Origin of the sequence: Kosakonia sp. CFBP8986 (assembly GCF_034044935.1) — a bacterium.
GTDB classification, from domain to species: Bacteria; Pseudomonadota; Gammaproteobacteria; order Enterobacterales; family Enterobacteriaceae; genus Kosakonia; species Kosakonia cowanii.
In genome coordinates this window covers 247,524-274,024 of record NZ_JAXCXB010000001.1, presented here as the reverse complement: position 1 = coordinate 274,024, position 26,501 = coordinate 247,524, and the positions used below count along the sequence as shown (strand labels likewise).

The following is a 26,501-nucleotide window of genomic DNA, read 5'->3' as shown; positions in this document are numbered from 1 at the left end:
CGCCTTATCAGGCCTCTCACTCTCCCTGGCCTGATAAGCGTAGCGCCACCAGTACGCAACAGAAGGAGTATGCAATGTCTGCTAATCCGAGCTGGCGCTACTCAGCCGTGCTGATGGGCTCGCCCATCCTGCTCACGCTCTTTGTCCATGATGAGGCGCTCGCCTCCCGCGTATTCTCCCTGATTAAGCGCTACGAAGATCTTTTCACCGTCAACCGCGCCAACTCTGAAGTGATGGCAATAAATCACGCCGCAGGGCTTCATCCGGTTGCCGTTAGCCGTCCGGTTTTTGAGCTTATCAAATGCGCGAAAGCCGCCAGCATGATGCCTGGCAGCGCCTTTAATCTGGCAATTGGCCCGCTGGTGAAACTGTGGCGAATCGGGTTTAAAGGTGACCGGGTGCCAGAGGCGGACGCGATCGCCGCGCGGTTGCGCATCACGCGCGTCCAGGACGTTGTCCTTGATGATGCCGCGGGCAGCGTTTTTCTTACCCAGACCGGGATGGAGATCGATCTCGGCGCGATTGCCAAAGGGTTTATTGCCGATCGGGTGCGCGACTATCTGCACCAGCAGGGGGTGAGCGAGGGATTAATCAATCTTGGCGGCAACGTGCAGACGCTGGGAACGCCGCAGGGGCGGTGGTCGATCGGCGTGAAAAAGCCGTTCGCACAGGCGGATGCGCTGATTGGCACGCTTGAGGTCGCCAACCAGTCGGTAGTCACTTCCGGCACCTATGAGCGCTATTTCGAGCAGGATGGTCGACGCTGGCATCATATCCTCGATCCGCGCAGCGGCTACCCGCTGGAAAATGAGCTCGACAGCGTGACCATCATCTCCAGCGACTCACTCGATGGCGATATCTGGACCACGCTGCTCTTCGGCCTCGGCGTCGAGAAAGGGTGTGAGCTTCTGAAACAGCGCGAGGATATTGAAGCGCTGTTCGTCACCAAAACGCATGAAGTGATCCTCTCTTCCCGCCGCCACTTCAGCTACACCCACGTTGACGACAGCTACCGGTTTATTGACTGTACTGCTTGAGCAGGCTGTACTGCTCCGCAATAAGCTGATAGCGATAGACCGGCCGACCGGTCGCACCATAGTGGATGGTGGTGTAGAGAATATTGATCTGCGCGAGCCAGATCAGATATTTACGGCAGGAGACGCGGGAGATATTGACCGCATTCGCCAGCTCATCCGTCGAAAACTCAATCCCCGGATGGGCATCGATCCACTGGCAAATGGTGCGCAGGGTCTGGGCAGTGAGCCCCTTCGGCAACCGACGGGTGTCTGCAACTTCCGGCGCGCCGCCGTGCAGCAGGCGATCGACATCCGACTGCTCATAGTAGGGGTGCGCATCCATCAGCTTACGCTTCTCGCGCCAGGTGGTAAGCGCCTCTTCAAAACGCGGGAACTGGAACGGCTTAATCAGATAGTCGACCACACCGTAGTGCAGTGAGGTCTGAATGGTGGCAGCATCGGCAGAAGAGGTGATCATAATCACGTCGATAGCCCGCCCGCTGGCGCGAATAATCGGCAGCAGATCGAGACCGCTGTCCTGCTGCATATAGACATCCAGCAGCACCAGATCGATCTCAAGCAGCGGATTATTCACCATCTCCTCCGCCTGACGCAGCGTTGACGCCGTGCCGCAGCACTGAAAACCGGCTATCTGCGCCACATACATGCGGTTCAGCTCGGCAACCATGGCATCATCGTCAACAATTAATACATTTATCACGCGTTCTTCCTTTCACTATCCCACGGGAGATGGACAAAAAATTGGGTAAATACACCGGGTTCAGATTCCACGCTCACGGTGCCGCCAAGTTCAGCCAACTGCTGGCTGGCGAGAAAAAGCCCGACACCGCGGTTTTCACCCTTGGTAGAGAAGCCTTTGCGAAAGATAGCCTCGATATTGCCCGGCGCAATACCCGGCCCGTCATCGCTCACTTCACCAGCCAGCCAGCCATCCTGGTAATGCAGGAACAGACCGACTTCACCCTCCTGCTGGCCGCTCATCGCATCCAGCGCATTTTCAATCAAATTACCAAGCACGGTAACCAGCACTGTCACCTGTTTCTCATTCGGGTTATCCGGCACATGGCTCTCATCGGCCAGCGTCAGGGTAAAACCGCACTCTTTGGCCCGGTTGATTTTTCCGAGCAGAAAACCGGCCACCACCGGCGACTTGATCTGATGCTGGATCGCGCCGATATCGCTCTGGTAGTTCTGGGCCGTTTGCAGCACATACTCCTGCAGCTTGTCATAGCGCTTCATATTTAACAGACCGAGGATGACATGCAACTTGTTCATGAATTCGTGCGAGGTGGTTCGCAAGGCATCGACATAATTGACCATACCATCGAGCCTTTGCATCAACTGGCTCACCTCGGTCTTATCGCGGAAAGTACAAATCGCGCCGATAATACTCTCCTGGCTGCGTACCGGTACGGTGTTACTGAGCAGCAGACGACCATTACACCCCAGCTCGCGATCGAAAATAGGCGTGCCGGTCTGCAACACGCTCAGCAGATCGGCAAGCAGAGGTTGATGCGTGCCGGAGCCCTGCGCTGTACTGCTGAGCAACATCCGTCGCCCGGCATGGTTCAGCAGCGTTACGCGCCCGTCGGCATCCACCGCCATTACTCCCTCTTTAAGGGACTGCAACATCGCCTGGCGCTGTTTAAACTGGGCTGAAATCTCATATGGCTCAAGCCCGAGCAGAATGCGCTTTAACACCCGCACCACTTGCCAGACGCCAACGAAGCCCACCAGTGCGCTGAATATTAAAATCCACATCGCCGCCTGGCGGCTACGGCTGACCTGCTCGTCGACCTCGCTTAACGAAATGCCGACCACCACGACGCCAATCTGCTGGTGGCGCTCATCATAAACCGGGGTAAAAACGCGCAGCGCCGGTGCCAGTACGCCACGGTTCACTGCGGCATTCTCGTGGCCCTTTAACGCAGGCTGCAGATCCTCGCCAATAAAGTTCTGCCCGATCATGCTGGCATTCGGATGCGCGTAGCGAATGCCCTGCATATTGGTTACCACCGCATAGAGCAGATCGTTTCGCGCCGCCACCGCCTGCGCAAGAGGCTGAATAACATTGCTATTGGGTGGCAGGAGCAGCCCGCGCCTGATTTCCGGCGCATTGGCAAGGGTACGCGCCACCGCGAACCCGGTTGCTTTCACGCCGTCGCGCGTGGCGTTGCTTATTTGCCAGAACCAGAGGGCGCAGGCCAGCAGCAGCACGGAACCCGTCACGCTGCACACCATAAGTGTAACCATGGTGCCGAACTTCATTGGCCGTTTGCGCGGAGAGGTCGCCGTGGGCGCTATTTGAGTCATGCCGAACCTGAATTATTCAACTGAGAAAAGCTATTATCGCCGATGGGCGGCAATTCATAAAGCCGCGTGATAAATGAGGAAAAATAGTCGCGCCGGGAAGCGTGACCCCACTCGCAAGCAGCAAGCGCAAATACCCTTATAGTGTGTGGGGAACCTTTAACAAGGAGCAGGGTATGAGCAGTAAGCCAAACGGTTCAATGGAGGCGCGTCGTAATAGCCGCACGGGCGATATCGACCGCCTCGCCACGCTGGATATGCTGACGCTTATCCATCAGGAGAGTGAAGAGGTCACGCAGGCGGTTACCGCCTGTCTGCCGGCGATCGCCCGGCTGGTTGATAACGCCAGCGCGACGCTTAACCAGGGCGCAAGAGTGGTGCTTGCCGGGGCGGGTGCCTCGGGGCGGGCGGCAGTACAAACCGTCGAGGCGTTCGCGCCGGATAGCCAGCACGGGCTGCTGGCGTTAATGGCCGGTGGCGCACGGGCGAGGAAAACAGAGCAGGATCGCGCCGCGAGCGACTACACCTGCGGCGGTAACGATCTCAAGGCGCTGGGGCTAACGGCGCGGGATATGCTGGTGGTGCTGTCGTTAAGCGGCAAAACACCGTGGGCAAACGGGGCGCTGCAGCAGGCGAGGGCGCTTGGGGCATGCGTGGCGTTGATCACTCGCGCACAGGCGTGCGAAGCGGCGCAGTACGCCGATATTGTCATTGCGCCCGATACGGGAGCCGAAGCAGTAAGCGGTTTTGGCGAGCCAAAAGCGCAGCTGGCACAGCAGCAGATCCTCAGCATGTTTTCTACCGGGGTGGCCATTCGTAGTGGACGCGTTTATGGCAACCTGCGCGTCGACGTGACACCGGTGAATCTGCACTGGGCCGAGCGGCAGATCGCCTTGGTGATGGCGGCAAGCAACTGCACACGTGAAGAGGCGAAACGTGCGCTGGCGCAGGCGAATAATGAGTGTCGCGCTGCCATTTTAATGCTGCTGACCGGCGTGAGTGCTTCGCGGGCGCAGGTTTTGCTGGCAGAGAACCATCGCCATTTGCGTCTGGCGATCGCTGGTGCAGAAAGTGAAAGAGTAGACGCCTGATAATCGCTATTCGGCCGCTGCGTGCGGCCGTTATTTATTTTCCATTTAATTGAAATACGCTAAATTTTATTTCTCCCCCTAAGATAAATTCCCACCAAAATAAGTCCACACAGAGTGCGCCACTACTTTTTTTAATTAAAAAAAGCAAAGAGCAAATAAAAACAAAATTATTCTATTTTGTGAATGATATTTTAAATTAACGTAAAAATACGTTAATATGCGTCACCACGAATCACTTGTTGTTACCTAACCGAATAATTATGCCTGCAATGAAAAAAACAATTATTGCCTTCAGCGCCGTCGCGATGCTCGTCAGCTCTGCGACCAGTGCATGGGCGGAAGAGAACCAAAAAACCGACTTCCTGCTGATTGGCGGCGGTATCATGAGCGCCTCCCTGGGCACCTGGCTGCAGACCCTGCAACCTGAGTGGAAACAGGTGATGGTTGAGAAGCTCGACGGCGTTGCGCTTGAGTCCTCTAACGGCTGGAATAATGCCGGTACCGGTCACTCGGCAAATATGGAACTGAACTACACGCCACAGCGTGAAGACGGCTCCATTGATGTCACCAAGGCGCTGGAAATTAATGAACAATTTATGATTTCCCGCCAGTTCTGGTCCACCCAGGTGAAGCGCGGTATTTTAACCAACCCGCACTCCTTTATTAATTCCACGCCGCACATGAGTTTTGTCTGGGGCGATAATGTGGATTATCTGGCAAAACGTTATGCCGCGCTGCAGCAAACCACGTTATTCCAGGGAATGAAATTCTCCACCGATCACCAGCAAATTAAGCAGTGGGCACCGCTGGTGATGGAAGGGCGCGATCCGCAGCAAAAAGTGGCCGCGACCTGGACTCCGGTCGGTACCGATGTGAACTATGGCGAAATTACCCGCCAGCTGATCGGTAGCCTGAAAAAGAGCAAAAACTTCTCGCTGCAAACTTCGTCTGAAGTCACCGATTTCAAACGTAATGCTGACAACTCCTGGCATGTGACGATCAAAGATGTGAAAAGCGGCGATGAGCACACCATCGATGCGAAATATGTCTTTATCGGTGCCGGTGGCGGCGCGTTGAAGCTGCTGCAAAAAACCGGTATTCCGGAAGCGGACAACTATGCGGGCTTCCCGGTAGGCGGCTCCTTCCTGATGACCGAAAACCCGGCTGTAACCAACATTCACCGTCAGAAAGTGTATGGTCAGGCTTCCGTGGGCGCACCGCCGATGTCGGTTCCGCATATCGATGCGCGCGTCATTGACGGTAAACGCGTGGTGCTGTTCGGGCCATTCGCGACCTTCTCGACCAAGTTCCTGAAAAACGGCTCCTTCTTTGATCTGCTGAGCACCACCACCACCAGCAACTTTATGCCGATGACCCATGTAGGTCTGGATAACTTTGACCTGGTGAAATACCTGATGGGTCAGGTGATGCTGAGCGACGACGACCGCTTTGAAGCGCTGAAAGAGTACTACCCGCAGGCACGTAAAGAGGACTGGAAACTGATCCAGGCCGGTCAGCGCGTACAGATCATCAAGAAAGATGAAGATAAAGGCGGCGTGCTGAAGCTGGGCACCGAAGTGGTGGTCGATCAGCCGAAAACCCTCTCTGCGCTGTTAGGCGCATCGCCGGGTGCCTCTACCGCAGCGCCGATTGCCCTGAACGTCATCAAGAAGATGTTCCCGGAGCAGTTCAACTCGCCGGAGTGGCAGAGCAAGATCAAAGAGGTTGTACCAAGCTTTGGTCAGCATCTGAACGGCAACGTCGCACTGACGCAGCAGGTGTGGGATGACACCGCCGCCGCGCTGGAGCTGACCAAGCCGCCGGTTATCGACATGAAAGACGCGCAGGCTGCAACGCCAGCCGCGCCGAAGAGCGAAAACGCGCCACAGCATGATATGGCGCTGTAAATAAGAGAGGCGCACCGCGGTGCGCCTTTTTTTATGCCCTACAGATGGCGGGCAAACCATGCGGTTTGCACCTTGCTGACACGCTCAAACGCCTCCCCACTATAGATATCGTAATGGCGCGCGCCGGCCTCTTCGTGCAGCGCTTTCTCTGCTGCTGCCACTGCGTCAAACAGCGCCCGGCCTTGTGCGGGCGGGTTGACGCTATCCTCAGCCGCAATTACTACCAGCGTCGGACAGCTCACCTTTGCTGCCCACTCGGCAGGGTGATAATTCAGCGTTTCGCGAACGGTCAAAAAGGGGATTTTGATATCCATCTGCGGGAAGCGGGTGCGGTTCTCCTCAAAGAATGCTTTTGATTCCGCATCGGAGAGCACGCGCGTAATCGCCACCATCATCTCTTTGCCGGTCGCCTGCTGTTTCTGCGCCATCTTATCCAGCGTGTCGATAAAGGCGCGCTTTTCGCCTTCATTCATATGGCCGGTGACGATCGCCTCACCGTCGGCAAACGCCAGCTGGCTGACCACGCATTTTATACGCGCATCCTGCGCGGCAGCGGCGAAGATGTGGCAGCCGCCAAATGAGGTGCCCCACACTCCGATGCGCCCGGCATCCAGCGCGGGCTGCTCGCCGACCCACACTACAACCGAAAGAATATCCTCAATCTGCATAGCAGGCACCAGCCGTCCACGCTCGCCTCCGCTGTCGCCAAAGCCGCGATAATCGAAGGTGACGGTAGCAAAACCGGCCCTGGTAAAGGCCTCAGCGAAAGCAGGCAGCAGAATCGGCTGGATGCCGCAGAAGCCGTGACATAACACGACGGTAGGATGGGGGCCTGTCGCAGCAGGCGTGCGCAGGGTAAGGGCAATACCATTGGCGAGCGAGTAAGTTGAAGTATCCATATAACTTATGATTTCCTTTTTATCATTTGTCTGAATAATCAAACGCTTAACGGTGAAGGGCCATCTTACCTGTCCGCGCTTTTTATCGCCAGATATCAATGCCGAGATAACGGGTTTTGCCATGCTGAAATATTTATCAGATGTCGGCATTAATAACGGAGCAGGGATGATGAGGTGTTAAATCATTTTGTACGCCTTGTGCGAAGTGTGGGTTGAGAATAATCGCAACAACAGGAAAAGTGTCTCTGTTTACTTCCCGCGCCGCGCTTTATATATTTCACTCAGCTTTAAATCATCAATATGACCCGGTTAACAGAATCACGCTATTTCAAAAAAGGCGGCGATTAGTGCTGCCCTGCGTGCGTGTCGGCCCTATTTCGGAGAAAACAGAGTGAACCCAAAAATTAAAACGGCGCTTTGCGTTGTCGCCGCGCTTTTGCCATTTGCCAGTGTAAATATGGCTTCAGCCAGTGACCGCATGGTCAGGATCGTCAACGGCACCCCGGCGCAACCCGGCGAATTTCCTGAGTTTATTACCATCAACGCCAACAATACGCTCGCCGGGCACCGCTGCGGTGGCGTACTGGTTAATTCCCGCTGGATATTAACCGCCGCCCACTGCGCCACTACATTTGATTTAACCGAAGCCAATATTTTAATTGGCGCGGAGAGTTACCAGCCGCTAAAAATAAAAGAGAGTGTGCCGGTTGAGAAAGTTGTTGTGCACCCCTCATATGATGAGTCGACGATGGAGGGCACGGCAAAATACGATATCGCTTTAATTAAACTGGCCCGTGAAACCACCAGTACCGATTTTGCGCTGCTGGCCGGAAATAACCCGGGCGATGAGCCGCCCGCAGCGCTGACGGATATTCCACTGACCGGCGTGGGTTTTGGCGTGAATGAAAATGGTCTGCAACCTAATGTGCTCTATAAAGGGCACCTGAGCGTGCTGCCAGATAGCCAGTGTATCGATGTCCCGCAGTTCTATCCGCCGACCTATTTCGAGCCGCAGATGCATATCTGTGCTGGTTACGCCACCGCCGGGGGAGATTCAGGCGGCCCATTGTTTGCTGATTACAATGGCAGCCGTTACGTTGTCGGCATTGTCTCGCGGGATCTCATTCTGCCGGCGCAGCAGTTCACGCGCGTCAGCTACTATGCGGACTGGATCAACGCCACCGTTGCCGGGTAGAGCCTGTCAGGGAAGCCGGGCTGCCGCTTAGCGGCCTGGCTGCTCCTTCTCCAACCGCCGGTAGAGCGTGCTGCGCGAAATGCCCAGCTTCTTCGCTGCCAGGCTCATGTTACCCTGCGCTTCGGCAATCGCCTGCCGGGCATCGGCCTGCGGCGCGGTAGCCGCGTTTACGGCGGTTACCGGCTCGCCCGGCAGATCGCTAAGCGTAATGCGATCGCCATCTTCTGCCAGCGCCATCAGTACGCGCAGCTGGCTCAGCAACTGGCGCACATTGCCGGGCCACGGTCGCTGCGCCAGCGCGGTCAGCACCTCATCGCTTAATGTCAGCCCGCGGCGGGCGGCACCCAGTTCATGCCACAATTTTTCAATAAAGCCCGGCAGGTGCGGCCATGCGCGCAGCGGCGGGATCGGCAGGTGAAACTCCTGAATGCGATAGAGCAGATCCTCTCGGAAGCTGCCGGCCTGCACGCGCGCGGCGAGATCCTGGTGGGTGGCACAAATCAGCGTGAAGTTGACCTCCACGCTGCTGTTGGCGCCGAGCGGCGTCACGCGCTTCTCCTGTAGCACCCGCAGCAAGCGGGTTTGCAGCGCCAGCGGCATATCGCCAATCTCATCCAGGAACAGCACGCCGCCATCGGCTTCGCGGCATTTACCGATATACCCCTTCGGGTTTGCGCCGGTAAACGCGCCGGGGACATAGCCGAAGAGTTCAGACTCAATCAACGGCTCCGGCAGCGCCGCGCAGTTGATGGCGACAAATTTCCCCTCATGCCACTGGCTGCGCTGAAAAAGCTCACGCGCCAGATGCTCTTTGCCGCAGCCCGTTTCACCCGTAATACACAGGGCGATACCGGCATTAACGATGCGCAGCGCTTTCTCTTTTTCGCGCGCCATGTGATCCGGCTGATACACCGTACGCGGCGCGCTGTAGCGCCGGGCGGGCAGCGTCTGGCGGGCAAAGTAGTGGCGCGCGTGGCTCGATTCGAGGGCGCACTCACCGGCTTTTGCACTGAAGCCGGGGAAGAGGGTGTCGATCTCCATCGCGCCAAAGTGGTTGGCGGTAAGGGAAAACTCCTCCATCGCCAGCCGGTTCGCGCCGAGCAGGGTGTTCTCTTCAAAAATAAGCAGCAGCTCCTGCGCGCTGCCGAGCACCGCCCGATCGTGATGCAGGCTTAACAACCACCGGTTTGCGCCGAGCGCGCTGCTGGCCCAGCTATGTTCAATCTGGCACACCGCACGGCGGATCAATGCCGAAGCATCGCGGCGCGGGGTCTGTGCCGGGGTGGAGAGATCCAGCACGCCAGCAATCTGCCCATCGGGGCGGAACACCGGCGCGGCGGAGCAGAATAGCCCGGCGTTACGGCTGAGAAAGTGTTCGCCGCCGGAGACTTCGCAGTGGCGCTGTAATGCCAGCGCCGTGCCGATGGCATTGGTGCCGCGCGCGTGTTCGCCCCACAAATGGCCCGGCGAGAGGGCAAAACGCTGCGCTTTATGCAGAAAGTCGCTATTCCCGTAGGTCTCCAGCACCAGGCCGGTGGCATCGGACAACACCAGAATCGACGGATGGCTGGAGAGTTGCGGACGCAGGCGCGCCAGCAGCGGGGCGACCAGGTGGTTCACCCAGCCATTCTCCGCGCGGGCGTCATTGAGCAGAGAGGAGGCCACCCAGGGCTGCACGTCATCATCCCGGGTTAATCCATAACGTGAGCTGCGCTGCCAGGAATCTTCCAGTTGATGTGGCAGGCTGACCTCGTGCGAGGCGGGGGACAACGATCGGGCGCGTGATGGCATGTTACTCTCCGATAATTGAAATGTTGCAATTGTGTATCACATGAGTGTCGCGTATGTAGCGACATGCAACACACTTCCCGTAATCGCCATCACACTTTTTTGTTACCGCACTTAGCATTTTCGTAATGAAAATTTTATTACTTATTGATTTTGATAATGTTTTTGGCTTTTTGTTGACGGCATATAAGCGGTTGGCATAACAACTGCTTATATGCTTCTGTCCACCACGATGTGAGACGCCTCTTCTGTACCGATAATAACGAGGAACACCTTATGAAATATCTGCACCCTGGCCTTGATGGCGCGAAAGTCTCTTATAAGCCGCGTTATGGCAACTATATTGGCGGCGAATTTGTCGATCCGATTGAGGGCCGCTGGTTTACGAATACCTCGCCGGTGACCGGAGAGGTGATTGCCGAGTTCCCGCGCTCCGGGGCGGAAGATATCGAAAAAGCGCTCGACGCCGCCCATGCCGCAGCCGAGAGCTGGGGCAAAACCAGCGTGCAGGATCGCGCAAATGTGCTGCTAAAAATTGCCGATCGCATCGAAGCTAACCTTGAGCTGCTGGCGTTAACGGAAACCTGGGACAACGGCAAGCCGATTCGCGAAACGCTGGGTGCCGATATTCCTCTTGCTGTCGATCACTTCCGCTACTTTGCCGGCTGCGTCCGCGCGCAGGAGGGGACAGCGGCAGAGATCGACAGCAATACCGTCGCATACCATATCTATGAACCGCTCGGCGTGGTCGGGCAGATTATCCCGTGGAACTTCCCGATCCTGATGGCCGCCTGGAAGCTGGCGCCCGCGCTGGCCGCCGGTAACTGCGTGGTGCTGAAACCTGCTGAGCAGACGCCGCTGGGCATCTGCGTGCTGATGGAAGTGATGGGCGATCTGCTGCCGAAAGGGGTGCTGAACGTGGTACACGGCTTCGGTATGGAAGCGGGCGAGCCGCTGGCGCGCAGCAAGCGCATCGAGAAAATTGCCTTTACCGGCTCAACGCCGATTGGCCGCCACATCCTGGCCTGCGCGGCTGAAAACATCATCCCCAGCACCGTCGAGCTGGGCGGTAAATCCCCCAATATCTACTTTGAAGATGTGCTGAATGGCGACGCCGAGTATATCGATAAAGCGATCGAAGGGGTGGTGCTCGGCTTCTTCAACCAGGGCGAAGTCTGCACCTGCCCGTCGCGCGTGCTGGTGCAGGAGTCCATCTACCCGCAGTTTATTGAAAAAGTGATTGCCCGCATGGAGAACATTCGTAAAGGCGACCCGTTCGACACCGACACCATGATTGGCGCGCAGGCATCCCAGGAGCAGTACGACAAAATCCTCTCCTATATCAACATCGCCCGTGAAGAGGGCGGCGAAATTATCGCTGGCGGCGCGCACCTTGAGCATGGCGATAAGCTGGAAAAGGGCTACTACATTCAGCCGACGCTGATCAAAGGCCACAACAAAATGCGCTGCTTCCAGGAGGAGATCTTCGGGCCGGTGATCGGTATCACCACCTTTAAAGATGAGGCGGAAGCGCTGCAAATTGCCAACGATACAGAATATGGACTCGGTGCCGGGCTGTGGACGCTGGATATCAACCGCGCGTGGCGTATGGGGCGTGCGATCAAAGCGGGTCGTGTCTGGACCAACTGCTACCACCTCTACCCGGCGCATGCGGCGTTCGGTGGCTACAAAAACTCGGGCGTGGGGCGTGAAACCCACAAACTGGCGCTCAGCCACTATCAGCAGATCAAAAACCTGCTGGTCAGCTACAGCGGTTCCCCGCTGGGTCTCTATTGATTATCCATCAGCATGAGGGTGAAAGAATGCAATTGAAAAGCATGAAGGCCGCCGTCGTGAAGGCGTTTGGTCAACCGTTGGTGATTGAAGAAGTGATGGTGCCTGCCGTGGCACCGGGCAAGATCCTGGTCAAAATCGCTGCCACCGGCGTGTGCCATACGGATCTGCACGCCGCAGAAGGTGACTGGCCGGTAAAACCCAACCCGCCGTTTATTCCGGGCCATGAGGGCGTTGGCCATGTGGTTGCCGTCGGCGCGGGCGTGACGCATATCAAAGAGGGCGATCGCGTCGGCGTGCCGTGGCTCTACTCGGCCTGCGGGCATTGCGAACACTGCCTCGGCGGCTGGGAGACGCTGTGCCATGGCCAGCAGAACTCCGGTTACTCGGTTAACGGCAGCTTTGCCGAATATTGCCTGGCGGATGCTAACTATGTCGGCATCCTGCCGGATAATGTCGGTTTTAACGAAATCGCGCCGATTCTCTGTGCCGGGGTGACGGTCTATAAAGGGCTGAAGATGACCGAAGCCTCCGCCGGGCAGTGGGTGGTAATCTCCGGGATTGGCGGGCTGGGGCATTTAGCCATTCAGTATGCGGTGGCGATGGGGATGAATGTCGCCGCGGTCGATATTGACGATGAGAAACTGGCGTTTGCCCGCCGTCTTGGGGCGTCAGTGGTGGTAAATGCCCTTAACGAGGATCCCGGCACGCGTTTTCACGAGGAGTTTGGCGGCGCGCACGGCGTGCTGGTCACGGCGGTGTCGCCGAAGGCCTTCGCGCAGGCCACCACCATGATGCGTCGTGGCGGCACCATGGTGCTCAACGGTCTGCCGCCAGGCACGTTCGATCTGTCGATCTTCAATATGGTGCTGGATGGCATTACGGTGCGCGGGTCGATTGTCGGTACGCGTAAAGATCTGCAGGAGGCGCTCGATTTCGCCGGACGCAACAAGGTGCATGCCGAGATCGCCGTGGAGCCGCTGGAGAACATTAACGACATTTTCGGTCGCATGCGCGCCGGGAAAATCACCGGCCGTATTGTGGTGGATATGGCGATGTAAAAATTGCCGGATGGCGCGTAAACGCTTATCCGGCCTACAGCAACGAAGCCGCCATCCGGCGATGGGGTTGGTATGTGGCTTTGGTGGATGGGTTCCGTTCACCAGGCATTGGGGAGTTTCATTGATCTCTTATGCGGTGAACGGGACAAGGGGAGCGGCCGCGCTCCCCTTGTCAATCCCCGCGGCCCCGCGAGGAAATCGGTGCTGCGCACTGCGCTCACCTCCCGCGCGTCTGACTGCGGCCGGCTCGACTCGACTTACTCGTTCCATGCTGGAAAGAGTCCATGTCTCGGTTCGCCTCTGTCCGCCATCCATGGCGTCCAGACCTTGTCATTCACGCTTCGGTTCGCCGATTTCAGCGGGGGTCAACACCGCCGCTGTCATATTGCAGATAAAAACAAAGTCGGTGTCGCTGAAAGCGCGGTTTTGTAGGCCGGATAAGGCGAAGCCGCCATCCGGCGATCGGTGCCGCGGAATATGCCGGATGGCGCGTTACACGCTTATCCGGCCTACGCGGTTTCAGTGGCTCCGTTTACGTAACCGCCATCCGGCAATTCGCTTACAGCCCGCGTTTCGCCATCAGCGCCGCCAGCTCCACCAGCCGGTTGGAGAATCCCCACTCGTTATCGTACCAGGCGAGGATTTTCACCATATTGCCGCCAATCACCAGCGTTGAGAGCCCGTCGATAATCGATGAACGCGCATCGCCCTGATAATCACTGGAGACCAGCGGCTCATCGCTGTAACCGAGGATCCCTTGCAATGGCCCGGCGGCAGCGGCTTCGCGGAAGGCGTTATTCACTTCATCTGCCGTCACATCGCGCTTCAGGGTTACGGTCAGGTCAACAATCGACACCACCGGCACCGGCACGCGTAACGAATACCCGGTCAGGCGACCTTCGAGTTCCGGGATCACTTTCCCCAGCGCTTTTGCCGCGCCGCTGGAGTAGGGGACAATTGAGAGCGCCGCCGCACGCGCACCGCGCAGATCTTTCTCCGGCTGGTCGTGCAGCGCCTGGCTGTTGGTGTAAGCATGGGTAGTGTTCATCAGGCCATGCTCAATACCAAAGTACTGGTGCAGCACCTGGGCGGCGGGAGCCAGGCCGTTGGTAGTGCAGCTACCGTTGCTCACCACGAGGTGTTTTTGTGGATCGTACTGCCCGTCGTTCACGCCCAGTACAATGGTTAAATCGTCGTTTTTACCCGGCGCGGAGATAATCACCCGCTTTGCGCCGCCGCTGCTGATATGTACCGCCGCTTTCTCACGGTCGGTAAAAAAGCCGGTCGCTTCGATCACTATCTCTGCGCCCACCTCGCGCCATGGGATCGCTGCCGGATCGCGCTCGCTAAACACGCGGATCGTTTTGCCATCCACCCGCAGTTCGCCTTCACCCGCCTCAATCGGCACCGGGAGTGTGCCGGAGAGCGAGTCGTACTTCAGCAGGTGCGCGAGGGTTTTACTGTCGGTGAGATCGTTAATCGCCACAATCTCAACGTCTGCATTGCCCAGCGCTGCGCGTAACACATTGCGGCCGATACGGCCAAAACCATTAATGCCAACCTTAACCATGATGCTCTCCTTCCAATCGGGGTCTGCATTCACTGTAGGCCTGGCATCTTTTGGCGTAAATGACAAAAAAGGATCACTTTACGCCAAAGTGCGGCGGTGGAAACGCTGGCGATATTCGCCGGGGGTGAGGTGCAACTGGCGCTCAAAGGTGCGGCGCAGGTTGATGCTGCTGCCAAAGCCAGTTTGCAGGGCGATGCGTTCCAGCGTGTCGCGGCTCTGCTCGAGCCTGTCGCGCGCGGCGACAAGGCGCGCTTCGGCAACATAACGCGCCGGGGAGATGCCGGTTTCGCGGGTAAAGACGCGGGTGAAATTGCGCGGGCTCATCGCCACCTGTTCGGCCAGCGCCTCAACGCTTAAATCCGCCGCGAGGTTTTGCAATATCCAGCTTTGCAGCGTGCTGATTGGCCCGCTGTTTTCGGCCTGTTGCAGATGGTAACGGCTAAACTGTAGTTGCCCGCCGGGGCGGCGCAGATACATTACCAGATCCTGCGCCACATCGCGGGCGAGGGTAAATCCGTAATCCTCCTCCACCAGCGCAAGGGTAAGATCGAACCCGGAGCTGACGCCGCCGGAGGTCCAGACCGGGCCATCCTGAATATAGAGCGGGCCGCTTTCAACCGTGATAGCGGGGTAACAGCGCTGCATCGTCTCCAGCAGCCGCCAGTGTGTTGTCGCCCGGCGGCCATCCAGCAGACCCGCCTGCGCCAGCAGCATCGCACCGCCGCAGATGGAGACCACGCGGCGCGCATGGGGAGCGGCAAGTCGCAGCCAGTCCACGACCGCCGTGCCTTCCTCTTCGTCGTTACCGCGACCGGTGATCATAATGGTGTCCCAGGGCTTGCGCGGATCGATCTCCGGCAGCCGATGGTCGGCTAACAGGTTTAATCCCGACTGGCCATGGATCACCGGGTGAGGTTGGGTGGTGGCAATACGCAGGGTATAACGGGGTTCACCGGTGCCGTCCGGGTGCAGGCGATTGGCCTGCATCAGAATGTCGGCAATACCGGCGGATTCAAACAGCATGCCGCCATCAGGCACAATAATCAGGAAGGTTTTCATGTCCTGAAAAGTACGCTGATAACAAAATAAGTCAACCGGCGGAGCGAAAAATGCCCGGCGTATAAAGGCCGGGCAAGTCAGGCAAGGCACATAGCGGGAGGGTCTTTACCCTCTGTTACTCATGTTGTTCAGCCAGCTCCTTCACCTGCTGGCGATTCGCCATCCTTGCGACGAGATATTGCTGGAGCGGATCGAGCTTCGGTTCACGGTGTGCGCGTGGCAGTGCTTCTTCATTACTGGCGACCACCTGTACCGGTACGAAGGGTTTTTCCAGGCGAGTACGTTCAAACTCATCCTGCACCTGCCAGCCGAGATCGGCGCTGGTGCGCGAATTAACACGGACATTCCTTACACGTTTCAGGTTCTGTTGCATATCTTGTTCCTCATCGGTGACGACAGCCTGTCTGATTGCGAATCGAGGTGCCGACATTGCCGCAATATGTTCCAGGAGTGGTGATCGTAAAGATCACGCCAGTAAAAGAGGTATGCCGTTGTAACACACCGTGCATCCTGAAATAATTCAGTACGGCTAATCAAAGTGCTAAATCAAGGGATTAGGTCATTCTTATAATAATGACCACTCAGGTTATCGCCGTTAATTTATCGTGCAATAACAAGAGTTCGCCCTGCCTGACTTTTGCCGTACCGTTTACCTTGGTGTGCGCATACTCTTTTGGCTGATAACGCCTTTAAATTGACCGCAGATTAAATCACTGTCATTTAAAGCGGTTATCAGCCACAACGAAGCGGGGAATTATTCCACTTCTGCTTTCTGGTTAATTTTGCTGGTGGCGATTTTAGTCAGGAGATTATCGGTATTTTTCTCCTCTTCCAGCGTTTGCGCCAGCAGCTCAGCTGCTTTCTTATAGCCCAACTGTTTTGCCAGCGTGCAGAGCGTGCCGTAAGAGGCAATTTCGTAGTGCTCCACTTTTTGCGCGGCGGCAATCAGGCCCGCATCGCGCAGGGTGCCTTTTTCGCTCGCTTCGATCACTTCGTTCGCTTCTTCAACCAGACCTTCCATCGCATGACACTTCATACGTTTCAGTTTCACGTTAGCTTCTGCTTCCAGCAGCATATCGATACGTTCAATCTGACCATGGGTCTCTTCGAGGTGCTGTTTAAATGCCTGCACCAGCTCAGCGTTAGAGGCTTCACGCGCCATTTTGGTCAGGGCGCGCGCCAACTGCTTCTCAGCGCTGTAAATGTCGGATAAACCATGAATAAAAAGGTCGTTAAGCGTATTAATCTGCATAATATCCACCCAATAATAGCGTTAAAAATAGCGAGCCATCGCTGGCTCGCCAGTTATTAATCTTTAATTTCAAAGCAGTGATTTTCCATCACGGCAATATTAGTTATTGCCGGATTTACGGCCGCCGCTGTGGCTATTCTGGCCGCCTTTTTTACCTGCTTCGGAAGCGCGCTGCGGATCGTTTTTGAAATTACCGCCGCTCTGTTGACCGCCTTTGCGGCCTGCTTCTGATGCCTTTTCACGATTCTCGGCGAAATTACCTGAGCCACCACGATGTTCAGCCATAATATTTCTCCTGTTTCGTTGTTTCAGTGTAACGACACTTTATTTGTGAGCAGTGTCGCCGGCGTTCGTCATTAAATTTAGACCCGCTTGGGGAATAGTCAAACGGCAGGGGGAAGGCGGAAATTAACAAAAATATAATATCGTTTAAGAGGATATATTTTAATTAGACCAAACGGTCATCTGAAAGGCATCTTTAAAATAAGTGACTTAGCGAAAAGTAAAACTCAATCCGAATAATAACCCGCGAAACTATCGGCGTTGATTGTCACAAAACATTCTTGCGCTGCGCTTTTTTTGACAAAAATTTACGTTCGAAGGGGCGGGATATATCATTTTTGCTTATGGTTTTGAGAGAAATCTTAGGCTTACGAATAAATATATCGTGGCCGTTTGGCTCAGCGGGGCGGCAGGGTCTACGTTTAAACCTTAATAACCGATACGCCACCCGAACAGGGGCGACGAGGCGCAATGTTACGCGCGGTCGATTGCTCCGGGAGTGGACGTACAGCCCTTTATTGGTGAGGAAGTAACATGAGCCTGCAAAAATGTACCGTCATTTATGATGGTAAGCCCCTTATTGGCCCGGCGGACATGCCGCTGATCCCCTTCCTTGAACACTGTAATGTGAAACTGCCCCATGTCTGTTACCACCCGGCGCTCGATCCGCTGCAAACCTGCGATGTCTGCTGGGTGGAATCGGAAGGGGAGCTGGTACGCGGCTGCACGCTGCGTAGCCGTGAAGGTATGGTGATTAATTCAGCGAACGAACCCGCCCGCGCGGCACGCGAAGAGGGGATGGATCGGCTGCTGGCAAAACATGAACTCTACTGCACCGTCTGCGAGCACAACACCGGCGACTGCACGCTGCATAACACCGTAGTGGATATGCATATCCCGATTCAGCGCTATGCCTTTGAGCGCAAACCCTATGTCAAAGATCACTCCAACCCCTTTTACACTTACGATCCCGATCAGTGCATTCTCTGCGGCCGCTGTGTGGATGCCTGCCAGAATGTTGAAGTGAATGAAACCCTGAGCATCGATTACACCATGGAGCACCCGCGCGTGCTGTGGGACGGCGGCACACAAATTGCCGGTTCCAGCTGCGTCAGCTGTGGGCACTGCGTCACGGTCTGCCCCTGTAATGCGCTGATGGAGAAGAGCATGCAGCCCGACGCCGGGCCGTTCACCTCGATGCGCCAGTCGCTGAAGCGCCCGCTGATCGACATCATTAAAACCCTGGAAAACTCCACCGGGGCGGAGATTATCTCCGGCGTCTCGGTGATCGATACCCACCTGCGCCAGCAGGAGATTAAACGCACCAAAACCGTCTGCACCTACTGCGGCGTTGGCTGCTCCTTCGAAATGTGGACCCGCGATCGCCACCTGTTGAAGGTGCAGCCGAGCGTCGAAGCGCCGGTGAACAGCATCTCCACCTGCGTAAAAGGCAAGTTCGCCTGGGACTTTATCAACAGCCCGGAGCGCATCACCACGCCGCTAATTCGCGAAAACGGGCGCTTCCGCCCGGCAAGCTGGGATGAGGCGCTCGATCTGGTGGCGAAACGTCTGCTCTCCATCCGCGACAACGCTGGCGCAGAGAGCATCGGTTTTATCGGCTCCAGCAAAGGCAGCAATGAAGAGGCCTACCTGACGCAGAAAATTGCCCGCGCGATTATTGGCACCAACAGCGTCGATAACTCCTCCCGCTACTGCCAGAACCCGGCAACAGAAGGGCTGTTCCGCACCGTTGGCTATGGCGGCGATGCCGGTACCATTGAGGATCTTATCAAGGCCGATCTGGTGATCATTGTTGGCAGCAACACCGCTGAAAACCACCCGGTGATCGCCTCGCGTCTGAAAGCGGCGAAAAAGCACCACGGCCAGCAGTGGCTGGTGGTCGATCCGCGCCGTCACGAAATGGCCGAGCGCGCCGATCTGCACCTGCGTATTCAGCCCGGAAGCGATCTCGCGTGGGCCAGCGCCATGTCGCGCTACATGTTTGATAACGGCTATGCCGATGAGGCGTTTCTCGCCAGTAGAGTCAATAAGGTGGAGGAGTATCGCCAGTCCCTTGCCCCGTTCACACTTGATTTTGCCGCCGAACAGACCGGCTTATCGCCCGAGCTCCTCACCCGTGCCGCCGAGATGATCGGCAAGGCCGGGCGTGTCTGCATTATGTGGGCGATGGGCATCACGCAGCACAGCCACGGTGCGGATGCCAGCACCGCACTCTCCAATCTGTTACTGGTGACCGGCAATTACGGGCGGCCGGGCACTGGCGGCTATCCGATGCGCGGACATAATAATGTGCAGGGGGCGAGCGATTTTGGCTGCCTGAAGAACTTCTACCCTGGGTATGAGTCCGTCAGCGATCCCGCCGTGCGCGCGAAATGGGCCAACGCCTGGGGCGTGCCAGCGGAACGGCTCTCGCTCGAGGTGGGGGAGGACAACTTTATGATGGTGAAGATGGCGCGCGAAAAGCAGATCCGCGCCATGTATGTGATCGGTGAAGATACCGCCTTTGCGGATGCCGATGCCCACAGTGTGCATGAAGGCTTCACTGACCTTGATTTCCTGGTGGTGCAGGATCTCTTTCTCAGCCGCACTGCGCAGTTTGCCGATGTGGTGCTGCCCGGCTGCCCGAGCGTGGAAAAAGAGGGCAGCTTTGTGAATACCGAGCGGCGCATCCAGCGCTTCTACCCGGTGATGCCACCGCTTGGCGACAGCCGCCCGGACTGGCAGATCCTCACCCAGCTCGCCGCGCGTATGGGCTATGACTGGGGGTATCAACACCCGCAGGAGATTATGCATGAGGCGGCGAGTATTGCGGAGAGCTTCGCGGGCGTCAGCTATCAGCGCCTTGACGGGTGGAAATCGCAAATCTGGCCGGTGAAGGCGGATGGCAGCAGCACGCCGCTGCTCTATACCGAGCGCTTCAACACGCCTGATGGCCGCGCCAACCTCTACCCGTTAAGCTGGAGTGCGCCGGAAGAGAGCGCCGATGACGAATACGATCTGCATCTTAACAATGGCCGCATGCTGGAGCATTTCCAGTCCACCAACCAGAGCGGGCAGGGCGGGCGCACCACCAGCCTGTCGCCGAACTGGTTTGTTGAGGTCAGCCCGACCCTTGCCGCCGCGCGCGGTTTGCAGGAGGGAAGCTGGGTGAAACTCACCTCCCGACGCGGTGAAATCGACGTGCCGGTGGTGATCACCGATCGCGTGGCGGGCAACGAACTCTTTATTCCCATTCATCACGGCAAAGAGGGCGTCAACGTCCTTACCGGCGAGCACCACGATCCGCAGGTGAATACCCCAGCTTATAAAGAGCTGGCGGTGCGCCTGACGCTGCTCGATCGCCCGCCGCTGCCCGACCCACTACCGAAACACAATTTCCGCCACGGCAGCCGCACGCCGATTGATAAGGTGCCCGTCGAAGAGAAGTGGCAGCGCGACGACTACCGCCAGCCCCCCGCAAGCGAACCCCATCCGGAGAAATTTTAATGGCTAAAGCAATTGATTATCAGCCGGAGCCGGCCAAAATCGGCCCCGACGCCCATGAAGAGCTGGAGCGTTTACTCCAGACATTGCACGAACACGGCGTGCTGCGCCTCGCCAACGATGTGGTTGGCGCCAATAACGAAATCGCCGAGGTGTTAGTAAAAGGCTTGCAGCGCGAAGGCACGCTCAACGCCCTGCAAAATATCTCGGTGCTGCTAATGGCGCTCTCCAGCGTCTCGCCGGACAAAATGTACAAGCTGGCCTTTGGCCTGCGCGATATGGCAGAGGCCTTCAGCCAGCCGCCGTCGCAGGAGCAGCATAAAGCGCCGGGGGTGCACGGCGTATGGAAGATGTTGCAGGATGATGAGCTGTGGGGCACCGTGCAGCCGCTGTTACAGGGGCTTAAGGCCTTTTCGCGGCGCATGGAGGAGCCGGTGGATAAACCGATCTCCGCCTTCACCGGCAAACCCAGCGACGCGTAATGAGCCAGGAGTTCGCTCTGCTGCTGGCGCGCAGCCAGTTTGCCTTCACTATCGGCTTTCATATTGTGCTGGCGGCCTTCACCCTCGGCCTCGCGCTGTTTCTGATGTTTCTCGAAGGGATGTGGCTGTGGCGCAGGCAGCCAGTGTGGCTCTCGCTCTGGCGCTACTGGAGCAAGATCTTCGCCCTCAATGTGGCGGTCGGCGTGGTCACCGGCGTGGTGATGGAGTTTGTTTTCGGCACCAACTGGAGCGCACTCTCCAGCCGCGCCGGGGCGATACTCGGGCCGATGATGTATATGGAGATCCTCGTCGCCTTCTTCCTCGAGGCAGGGTTTATGGGGGTGATGCTCTTCGGTATGGGCCGGGTGCGCCCGTGGGTGCACTTTATGGCTACCACCATTGTCGCCATCGGTACGCTGTTTAGCGCCTTCTGGATCCTTGCGGCCAACTCATGGATGCAGACGCCGGATGGTTACACGCTGGCAGCCGACGGGCGTTTCCTGCCCGTCGACTGGTGGGCGGCCATTTTTAATCCCTCCTTTCCGTGGCGGCTGGCGCATATGACGGTGGCGGCGCTGCTCGGCACAGCCTGTCTGGTGGCGGCCTGCGGTGCATGGCATCTGCTGCGCGACGCGCATGCCGTGCCTGCCCGCAAAATGTTCTCGCTGGCAATGTGGATGCTGGTGTTGCTGGCACCTTTGCAGGCGGTGTTGGGCGATCTGCACGGCGAGAACACCCGCGATCATCAACCGATCAAACTGGCGGCAATGGAGGGTGCCTGGGATCCCCCGCCTGCGGGCGAGGGTGAACCGCTGCGCCTCTTTGCGCTGCCGGATATGCAGGCGCGGCGTAACCATTACGAAGTCGCCATCCCCAACATTGGCTCGCTCTATCTGCGGCACAATTTGCAGGGGCGCATCCATACGCTGAACCAGTATCCGGCGGCGGATCTGCCGTGGGTGCCGGGGGTGTTCTGGGCCTTTCGCCTGATGGTCGCCCTTGGCCTGCTGATGGTAGCAACCGGCATTGCGGGGCTGGTGGTGCGCCTGCGCGGCAGGTTGTGGCAGGCACGCTGGCTACAACGTGTGATGGTGCTGATGGCCCCCGCGGGCTTTGTGGCGATGCTCGCTGGCTGGTGGGTCACGGAGACCGGACGCCAGCCGTGGACCGTGTACGGTGTGTTGCGCACCATGGATAGCGTCTCGCCGGTCAGCGGCCAACTGGTGCTCGGGTCGCTTATCGCCACCGTGCTGGTCTATTTACTGGTCTTCGCCCTCGGCCTGCGTTTTTTACTCAAACTGATGTCGCATTTGCCGGCTGAGGATGAGCCGGGCGCGGCACCGGAAGTGGCGCAGCGTAGCGGAAAGGGGGAGCAGTAATATGTTAACGATCCTTGGTTTTCCCTGGCTTGAAACGCTTTCCGCTGTCGCGCTGGCGGGCAGTCTGCTGATCTACGTACTCCTCGATGGCACCGATCTGGGTGCCGGGATCCTTACCGGTTTTCAGCGTAGCCCACAGGCGCGGCAGGATATTAACCTCTCGCTGCTGCCGGTGTGGGACGGGAATGAAACCTGGCTGGTGCTGGCGGCGGGCGGCCTGCTCGGCCTCTTTCCGCTGGCTTACGCCATTGTGCTGAGTGCGCTCTATATTCCGCTGTTTGTGATGATGCTGGCGCTGGTGGTGCGCGGCATGGCGATTGAGTTTCGCCCCCATGCGCCACGGCTATTTGACGCGATGCTCGTTAGCGGCTCGCTCCTCACTGCGCTGGCGCAGGGCGTGGTGGTCGGCGCGCTGATGCAGGGGATCGCTACCGACGGGCAGCAGTTTACCGGCAGCGCGTTCGCCTGGCTGCGGCCTTTCCCCCTTTATTGCGGCGTGGCGCTGGCGCTGGGCTATGCGTGGCTCGGCGCGGGCTGGCTGGTGTGGCGCATGACCGGCGAACTGCGCGCATGGGCGCGACGCGTGTTGCCATGGCTGGCACTGATCGGCCTGGTGATGATTGCAGGCCTGCTGGTGTGGTGCGCGCAGTTGCAGGAGAGCTGGCGGCAGCATCTGCTCAACCCGTTCTTGTGGGGGCCATCTCTTGCGGCGGCGCTTGCGGGCATGGCGCTGTTTGTTGTTGGCCTGCGCAAAGGGCGCGATTTTTTGCCGCTGCTCGGCGTGCTGGTGATGGTCAGCGTGGCGTTTTGCATGCTGGCCTTCACGCTCTTTCCGTGGATCGTGCCGCCGCATCTTACTCTCAGCCAGGCGGCGGCACCGCCTGCCACGCAAACATTCCTGCTGATCAGTTATGGCCTGTTGGTGCCGGTGACGCTGCTCTACAACACCTGGGGATTTCGTCTGTTTAGTGGAAAAATTGGCGGCTAGTTTGGCAAAAGCAGTCTATAAGAATAGGGGCGATGGTTTCTACAACGGCACTACGCGGAGAGGGCTTTATGTCCAGAGCAAAAGCGTACAACCTGAAACAGGCGTATCAGATGGCGACATCGGGCAAATATCAGCAGGTCGAGCTGGCGTTTGATGTCGATGCCGATACCTTTTTTATGTTAACCACCAACTATGGTTTGAGCGGGGCGAAAATCGAACGCCACGATCGCCATTTTGTGCTGACGCTGGAGCAGGAGACCTCCCACACCTCGGGCTAAAATGCCACGCAACTGTCACACCGGCGTGACAATCATCCCTTTTAATGACCGCAAGCCTGCCGGAAAGCCTGCGGCTTGATCTGTTGTTACCCGAATTTTTGGCGGCTGCTTTGCCGCCGCACTTAACTCGTTATCACACACTTTTCCCGGCAGCCTGCCGGGATTTTTTTGCCAAAAAAAAGCCTGCGCCCCTTTTCAGGCGGCGCAGGCGTGTACGGTAATGCGAGCTTACAGCAGGTCGAAGCGATCCAGATTCATCACTTTCGTCCAGGCGGCGACGAAGTCGGTGACAAACTTCTCTTTGCCGTCAGCGCTGGCATAGACTTCCGCCAGGGCGCGCAGCACCGAGTTGGAGCCAAACACCAGGTCGGCGCGGGTGGCGGTAAACTTCACCTCACCGCTGCGACGATCGCGGCCGTCAAACAGTTCGCCTTTGTCGTCGCTCGCCTGCCAGACGGTGCGCATATCGAGCAGATTGACGAAGAAGTCGGTGTTCAGCACGCCCACGTTGTCGGTAAAGACACCGTGTTTGCTGCCGTCGTAGTTGGCACCCAGCGCACGCAGGCCGCCGACCAGCGCGGTCATCTCCGGCGCGGTTAAGGTCAGCTGCTGGGCTTTATCCACCAGCAGCGTTTCGGTGCTGACGCCATCCCAGACGCGGCGATAGTTACGGAAACCATCGGCCAGCGGCTCCATTAAGGCAAAAGAGTCGACGTCGGTCTGATCCTGACGCGCATCCACGCGGCCTGGCGTGAAGGGAACGGTGATCTGCACCCCGGCAGCGGCTGCCGCTTTTTCCACCCCAACCACACCTGCCAGCACAATCACATCCGCCAGCGACGCTTTGCCGGAGGTTTGCTGAATGCTTTGCAGGGCAGGCAGCGCTTTCGCCGCAATGGCATTCACTTCCCAGCCGTTCTGCGGGGCCAGCGCCAGACGCGCGCCGTTAGCACCGCCGCGTTTGTCGCCACCACGGAAGGTAGAGGCCGACGCCCAGGCGACAGAGACCAGCTCGCTCACCGACAGGCCAGATTCGGCAATCGCCGCTTTCAGGCTGGCAATATCGGCACCGTTCGGCTGGTGCACTGCCGCCGGCAGCGGATCCTGCCAAATCAGATCTTCTTTCGGTACTTCCGGGCCAATGTAGCGTGATTTCGGCCCCATATCGCGGTGGGTCAGTTTGAACCACGCGCGGGCAAACGCTTCGTTAAACGCCTGCGGATCGTTAAGGAAGCGGCGGGAAATTTTTTCAAACTCCGGGTCGAAACGCAGGGTCAGGTCAGTCACCAGCATTGTCGGTTTGCGTTTCTTCTCCGGGTCGAACGGATCCGGGATCACCGCTTCGGCATCGACCGCTTCAAACTGGATCGCGCCGCCAGGGCTGCGGGTCTGTACCCACTCATATTTGAACAGGTTCTCGAAGAAGTAGTGGCTCCACTGCGTCGGGGTTTGCGTCCAGGCCACTTCCAGCCCGGAGGTGATGGCATCTGCGCCAACGCCGCTACCATAACTGCTGCTCCAGCCAAGCCCTTGCGCTTCCAGCGGCGCGGTTTCCGGGTCGGCACCGACATAATCCGGCGCATGGGCCGCACCGTGGGTTTTGCCCAGCGTATGACCACCGGCAATCAGCGCCACGGTCTCTTCGTCATTCATACCCATATTGCCAAAGGTCGCACGGATCGCGGCGGCGGCGGAGATCGGCTCCCCGCTGGCGTTTGGCCCCTCCGGGTTAACGTAAATCAGGCCCATCTCGGTGGCACCAATGGCGGCCTGCGCCAGGCTTTCCGGGTGGCGGTGGGTCAGCCACTCCTTCTCGCTGCCCCAGTCCACGTCCATATCCGGTTCCCAGACATCTTCGCGGCCTGCGCCAAAACCAAAGGTACGGAAGCCGGAGTTCTCCAGCGCAACGTTACCGGCGAGGATCATCAGGTCGGCCCAGGAGATCTGCTGCCCATACTTCTGTTTCACCGGCCACAGCAGGCGGCGGGCTTTGTCGAGGCTAACGTTATCAGGCCAGGAGTTGAGCGGGGCGAAACGCTGCTGACCACGGCCAGAGCCGCCGCGTCCGTCAACGGTGCGGTAGGTGCCGGCGCTGTGCCAGGCCATACGAATAAAGAGACCAATGTAGCTGCCCCAGTCTGCGGGCCACCACTCCTGGGAGTCGGTGAGCACGCCGCGAATATCGGCTTTCAGGGCGCTGTAATCGAGTTGTTTAAAGGCTTCGCGGTAGTTGAACTGCTCGCCCAGCGGGTTTGAGCGGCTGGAGTGCTGATTTAACAGATCGACACGCAGCTGGTTCGGCCACCAGTCACGGTTGGTGGTAGGGCCGCTGCTTTTCGTTTCCGGCTTGCTGGCTTCATGATGAAACGGGCATTTGCCCATTCCGGCATCGCGGTTAGTCTCGTCTGACATGCTCATAACTGGCTCCATTGGCTTACGTATGCCGTTACGATATCTCGCCACCATATTTAAAGGTACTTGGATGAATCTACGGATTTGATAGTTAATACCTTTCTTAAAAAACAGACCGCTCAGCGGCACATTCCCCGGTTATGGATGGGGATATATCGTGCAGCCCGCGCCACCGCTGCGTTTGCGCCGATCTGATTTGCCTTTTTCACTGGC

The 26,501-nt window shown here is 57.8% G+C and carries 21 protein-coding genes; 11 read left to right on the top strand and 10 right to left on the bottom strand.

The window, feature by feature from the left end:
- Nucleotides 1–74: 74 nt before the first annotated feature.
- A complete protein-coding gene (locus tag SOM48_RS01230; protein ID WP_128482791.1) occupies nucleotides 75–1,037 on the top strand; it encodes an FAD:protein FMN transferase in 963 nt (320 codons plus the stop codon).
- On the opposite strand, the gene dcuR is transcribed toward SOM48_RS01230, so the two are convergent.
- Together dcuR and SOM48_RS01220 are read right to left on the bottom strand one after the other, a co-directional pair.
- Entirely contained in the window at nucleotides 1,018–1,737 is a 720-nt protein-coding gene (dcuR, locus tag SOM48_RS01225; RefSeq protein WP_054804197.1) for a two-component system response regulator DcuR, read from the bottom strand. The two genes, SOM48_RS01230 and dcuR, sit on opposite strands and share 20 nt — an antisense overlap.
- Nucleotides 1,734–3,350 (bottom strand): sensor histidine kinase, encoded by a 1,617-nt coding sequence (locus SOM48_RS01220; protein WP_320511267.1) that lies wholly within the window; start codon nucleotides 3,348–3,350, stop codon nucleotides 1,734–1,736. The genes dcuR and SOM48_RS01220 overlap by 4 nt, the downstream gene beginning before the upstream one ends.
- 173 nt (nucleotides 3,351–3,523) lie before the next feature.
- On the opposite strand from SOM48_RS01220, the gene SOM48_RS01215 reads away from it, so the two are divergent.
- On the top strand, nucleotides 3,524–4,438 hold the full coding sequence (locus SOM48_RS01215; RefSeq protein ID WP_320511266.1) for an N-acetylmuramic acid 6-phosphate etherase: 915 nt from the start codon (nucleotides 3,524–3,526) through the stop codon (nucleotides 4,436–4,438).
- A 260-nt stretch (nucleotides 4,439–4,698) separates the two neighbouring features.
- Nucleotides 4,699–6,345, top strand: coding sequence for a malate dehydrogenase (quinone) (gene mqo / locus SOM48_RS01210; RefSeq protein ID WP_076769981.1), 1,647 nt, complete (start codon nucleotides 4,699–4,701; stop codon nucleotides 6,343–6,345).
- Between the two features lie 38 nt (nucleotides 6,346–6,383).
- On the opposite strand, the gene uilS is transcribed toward mqo, so the two are convergent.
- Nucleotides 6,384–7,244, bottom strand: coding sequence for a UilS family quorum-quenching N-acyl-homoserine lactonase (gene uilS / locus SOM48_RS01205; protein ID WP_320511265.1), 861 nt, complete (start codon nucleotides 7,242–7,244; stop codon nucleotides 6,384–6,386).
- A gap of 457 nt (nucleotides 7,245–7,701) precedes the next feature.
- Here uilS and SOM48_RS01200 point away from each other — a divergent pair, with 457 nt between their 5' ends.
- Nucleotides 7,702–8,439, top strand: a complete 738-nt coding sequence (locus SOM48_RS01200) for a S1 family peptidase (protein WP_156884925.1) — start codon at nucleotides 7,702–7,704, stop codon at nucleotides 8,437–8,439.
- Between the two features lie 27 nt (nucleotides 8,440–8,466).
- On the opposite strand, the gene SOM48_RS01195 is transcribed toward SOM48_RS01200, so the two are convergent.
- Nucleotides 8,467–10,230, bottom strand: coding sequence for a sigma-54-dependent Fis family transcriptional regulator (locus SOM48_RS01195; RefSeq protein ID WP_320511264.1), 1,764 nt, complete (start codon nucleotides 10,228–10,230; stop codon nucleotides 8,467–8,469).
- 273 nt (nucleotides 10,231–10,503) lie between these two features.
- Between SOM48_RS01195 and exaC the strand changes: the two genes are divergently transcribed.
- Nucleotides 10,504–12,024, top strand: a complete 1,521-nt coding sequence (gene exaC / locus SOM48_RS01190) for an acetaldehyde dehydrogenase ExaC (protein WP_320511263.1) — start codon at nucleotides 10,504–10,506, stop codon at nucleotides 12,022–12,024.
- Between the two features lie 26 nt (nucleotides 12,025–12,050).
- Nucleotides 12,051–13,082, top strand: coding sequence for an alcohol dehydrogenase AdhP (gene adhP / locus SOM48_RS01185; protein ID WP_320511262.1), 1,032 nt, complete (start codon nucleotides 12,051–12,053; stop codon nucleotides 13,080–13,082).
- A 559-nt stretch (nucleotides 13,083–13,641) separates the two neighbouring features.
- Here adhP and gap read toward each other — a convergent pair.
- The 5 genes from gap to SOM48_RS01160 all read right to left on the bottom strand — a co-directional run bounded on the left by gap (nucleotide 13,642) and on the right by SOM48_RS01160 (nucleotide 17,248).
- Nucleotides 13,642–14,652: a type I glyceraldehyde-3-phosphate dehydrogenase gene (gene gap, locus SOM48_RS01180; protein ID WP_320511261.1), complete on the bottom strand. Its 1,011-nt coding sequence runs from the start codon at nucleotides 14,650–14,652 to the stop codon at nucleotides 13,642–13,644.
- Nucleotides 14,653–14,730: 78 nt separating this feature from the next.
- Nucleotides 14,731–15,711, bottom strand: a complete 981-nt coding sequence (locus SOM48_RS01175) for a GlxA family transcriptional regulator (RefSeq protein WP_320511260.1) — start codon at nucleotides 15,709–15,711, stop codon at nucleotides 14,731–14,733.
- A gap of 115 nt (nucleotides 15,712–15,826) precedes the next feature.
- Nucleotides 15,827–16,084 (bottom strand): hypothetical protein, encoded by a 258-nt coding sequence (locus tag SOM48_RS01170; protein ID WP_054804191.1) that lies wholly within the window; start codon nucleotides 16,082–16,084, stop codon nucleotides 15,827–15,829.
- Between the two features lie 381 nt (nucleotides 16,085–16,465).
- Entirely contained in the window at nucleotides 16,466–16,963 is a 498-nt protein-coding gene (locus SOM48_RS01165; protein ID WP_034812573.1) for a YciE/YciF ferroxidase family protein, read from the bottom strand.
- A 99-nt stretch (nucleotides 16,964–17,062) separates the two neighbouring features.
- On the bottom strand, nucleotides 17,063–17,248 hold the full coding sequence (locus SOM48_RS01160) for a con-10 family general stress protein (protein WP_034812569.1): 186 nt from the start codon (nucleotides 17,246–17,248) through the stop codon (nucleotides 17,063–17,065).
- 531 nt (nucleotides 17,249–17,779) lie between these two features.
- Between SOM48_RS01160 and fdhF the strand changes: the two genes are divergently transcribed.
- The 5 genes from fdhF (at nucleotide 17,780) to SOM48_RS01135 (ending at nucleotide 23,876) form a co-directional block, all read left to right on the top strand.
- Nucleotides 17,780–20,752 (top strand): formate dehydrogenase subunit alpha, encoded by a 2,973-nt coding sequence (fdhF, locus tag SOM48_RS01155; protein WP_320511259.1) that lies wholly within the window; start codon nucleotides 17,780–17,782, stop codon nucleotides 20,750–20,752.
- Nucleotides 20,752–21,231, top strand: a complete 480-nt coding sequence (locus SOM48_RS01150; protein ID WP_054804190.1) for a helical membrane plugin domain-containing protein — start codon at nucleotides 20,752–20,754, stop codon at nucleotides 21,229–21,231. Before fdhF ends, SOM48_RS01150 begins: the two co-directional genes overlap by 1 nt.
- The gene (locus SOM48_RS01145) at nucleotides 21,231–22,610 is read left to right on the top strand and encodes a cytochrome ubiquinol oxidase subunit I (protein ID WP_320511258.1); all 1,380 of its coding nucleotides are present in this window, start codon (nucleotides 21,231–21,233) and stop codon (nucleotides 22,608–22,610) included. The genes SOM48_RS01150 and SOM48_RS01145 overlap by 1 nt, the downstream gene beginning before the upstream one ends.
- A gap of 1 nt (nucleotide 22,611) precedes the next feature.
- Nucleotides 22,612–23,598 carry a cytochrome d ubiquinol oxidase subunit II gene (locus SOM48_RS01140; protein WP_320511257.1) on the top strand — a complete coding sequence of 329 codons (987 nt, stop codon included), beginning with the start codon at nucleotides 22,612–22,614 and terminating at the stop codon, nucleotides 23,596–23,598.
- A gap of 68 nt (nucleotides 23,599–23,666) precedes the next feature.
- Nucleotides 23,667–23,876, top strand: coding sequence for a hypothetical protein (locus SOM48_RS01135; protein ID WP_034812560.1), 210 nt, complete (start codon nucleotides 23,667–23,669; stop codon nucleotides 23,874–23,876).
- A 228-nt stretch (nucleotides 23,877–24,104) separates the two neighbouring features.
- Here the strand turns inward: SOM48_RS01135 and katG are convergent, their stop codons facing one another.
- Complete coding sequence (katG, locus tag SOM48_RS01130; protein ID WP_320511256.1) at nucleotides 24,105–26,294, bottom strand: catalase/peroxidase HPI; 2,190 nt, start codon at nucleotides 26,292–26,294, stop codon at nucleotides 24,105–24,107.
- Between the last annotated feature and the right edge of the window lie 207 nt (nucleotides 26,295–26,501).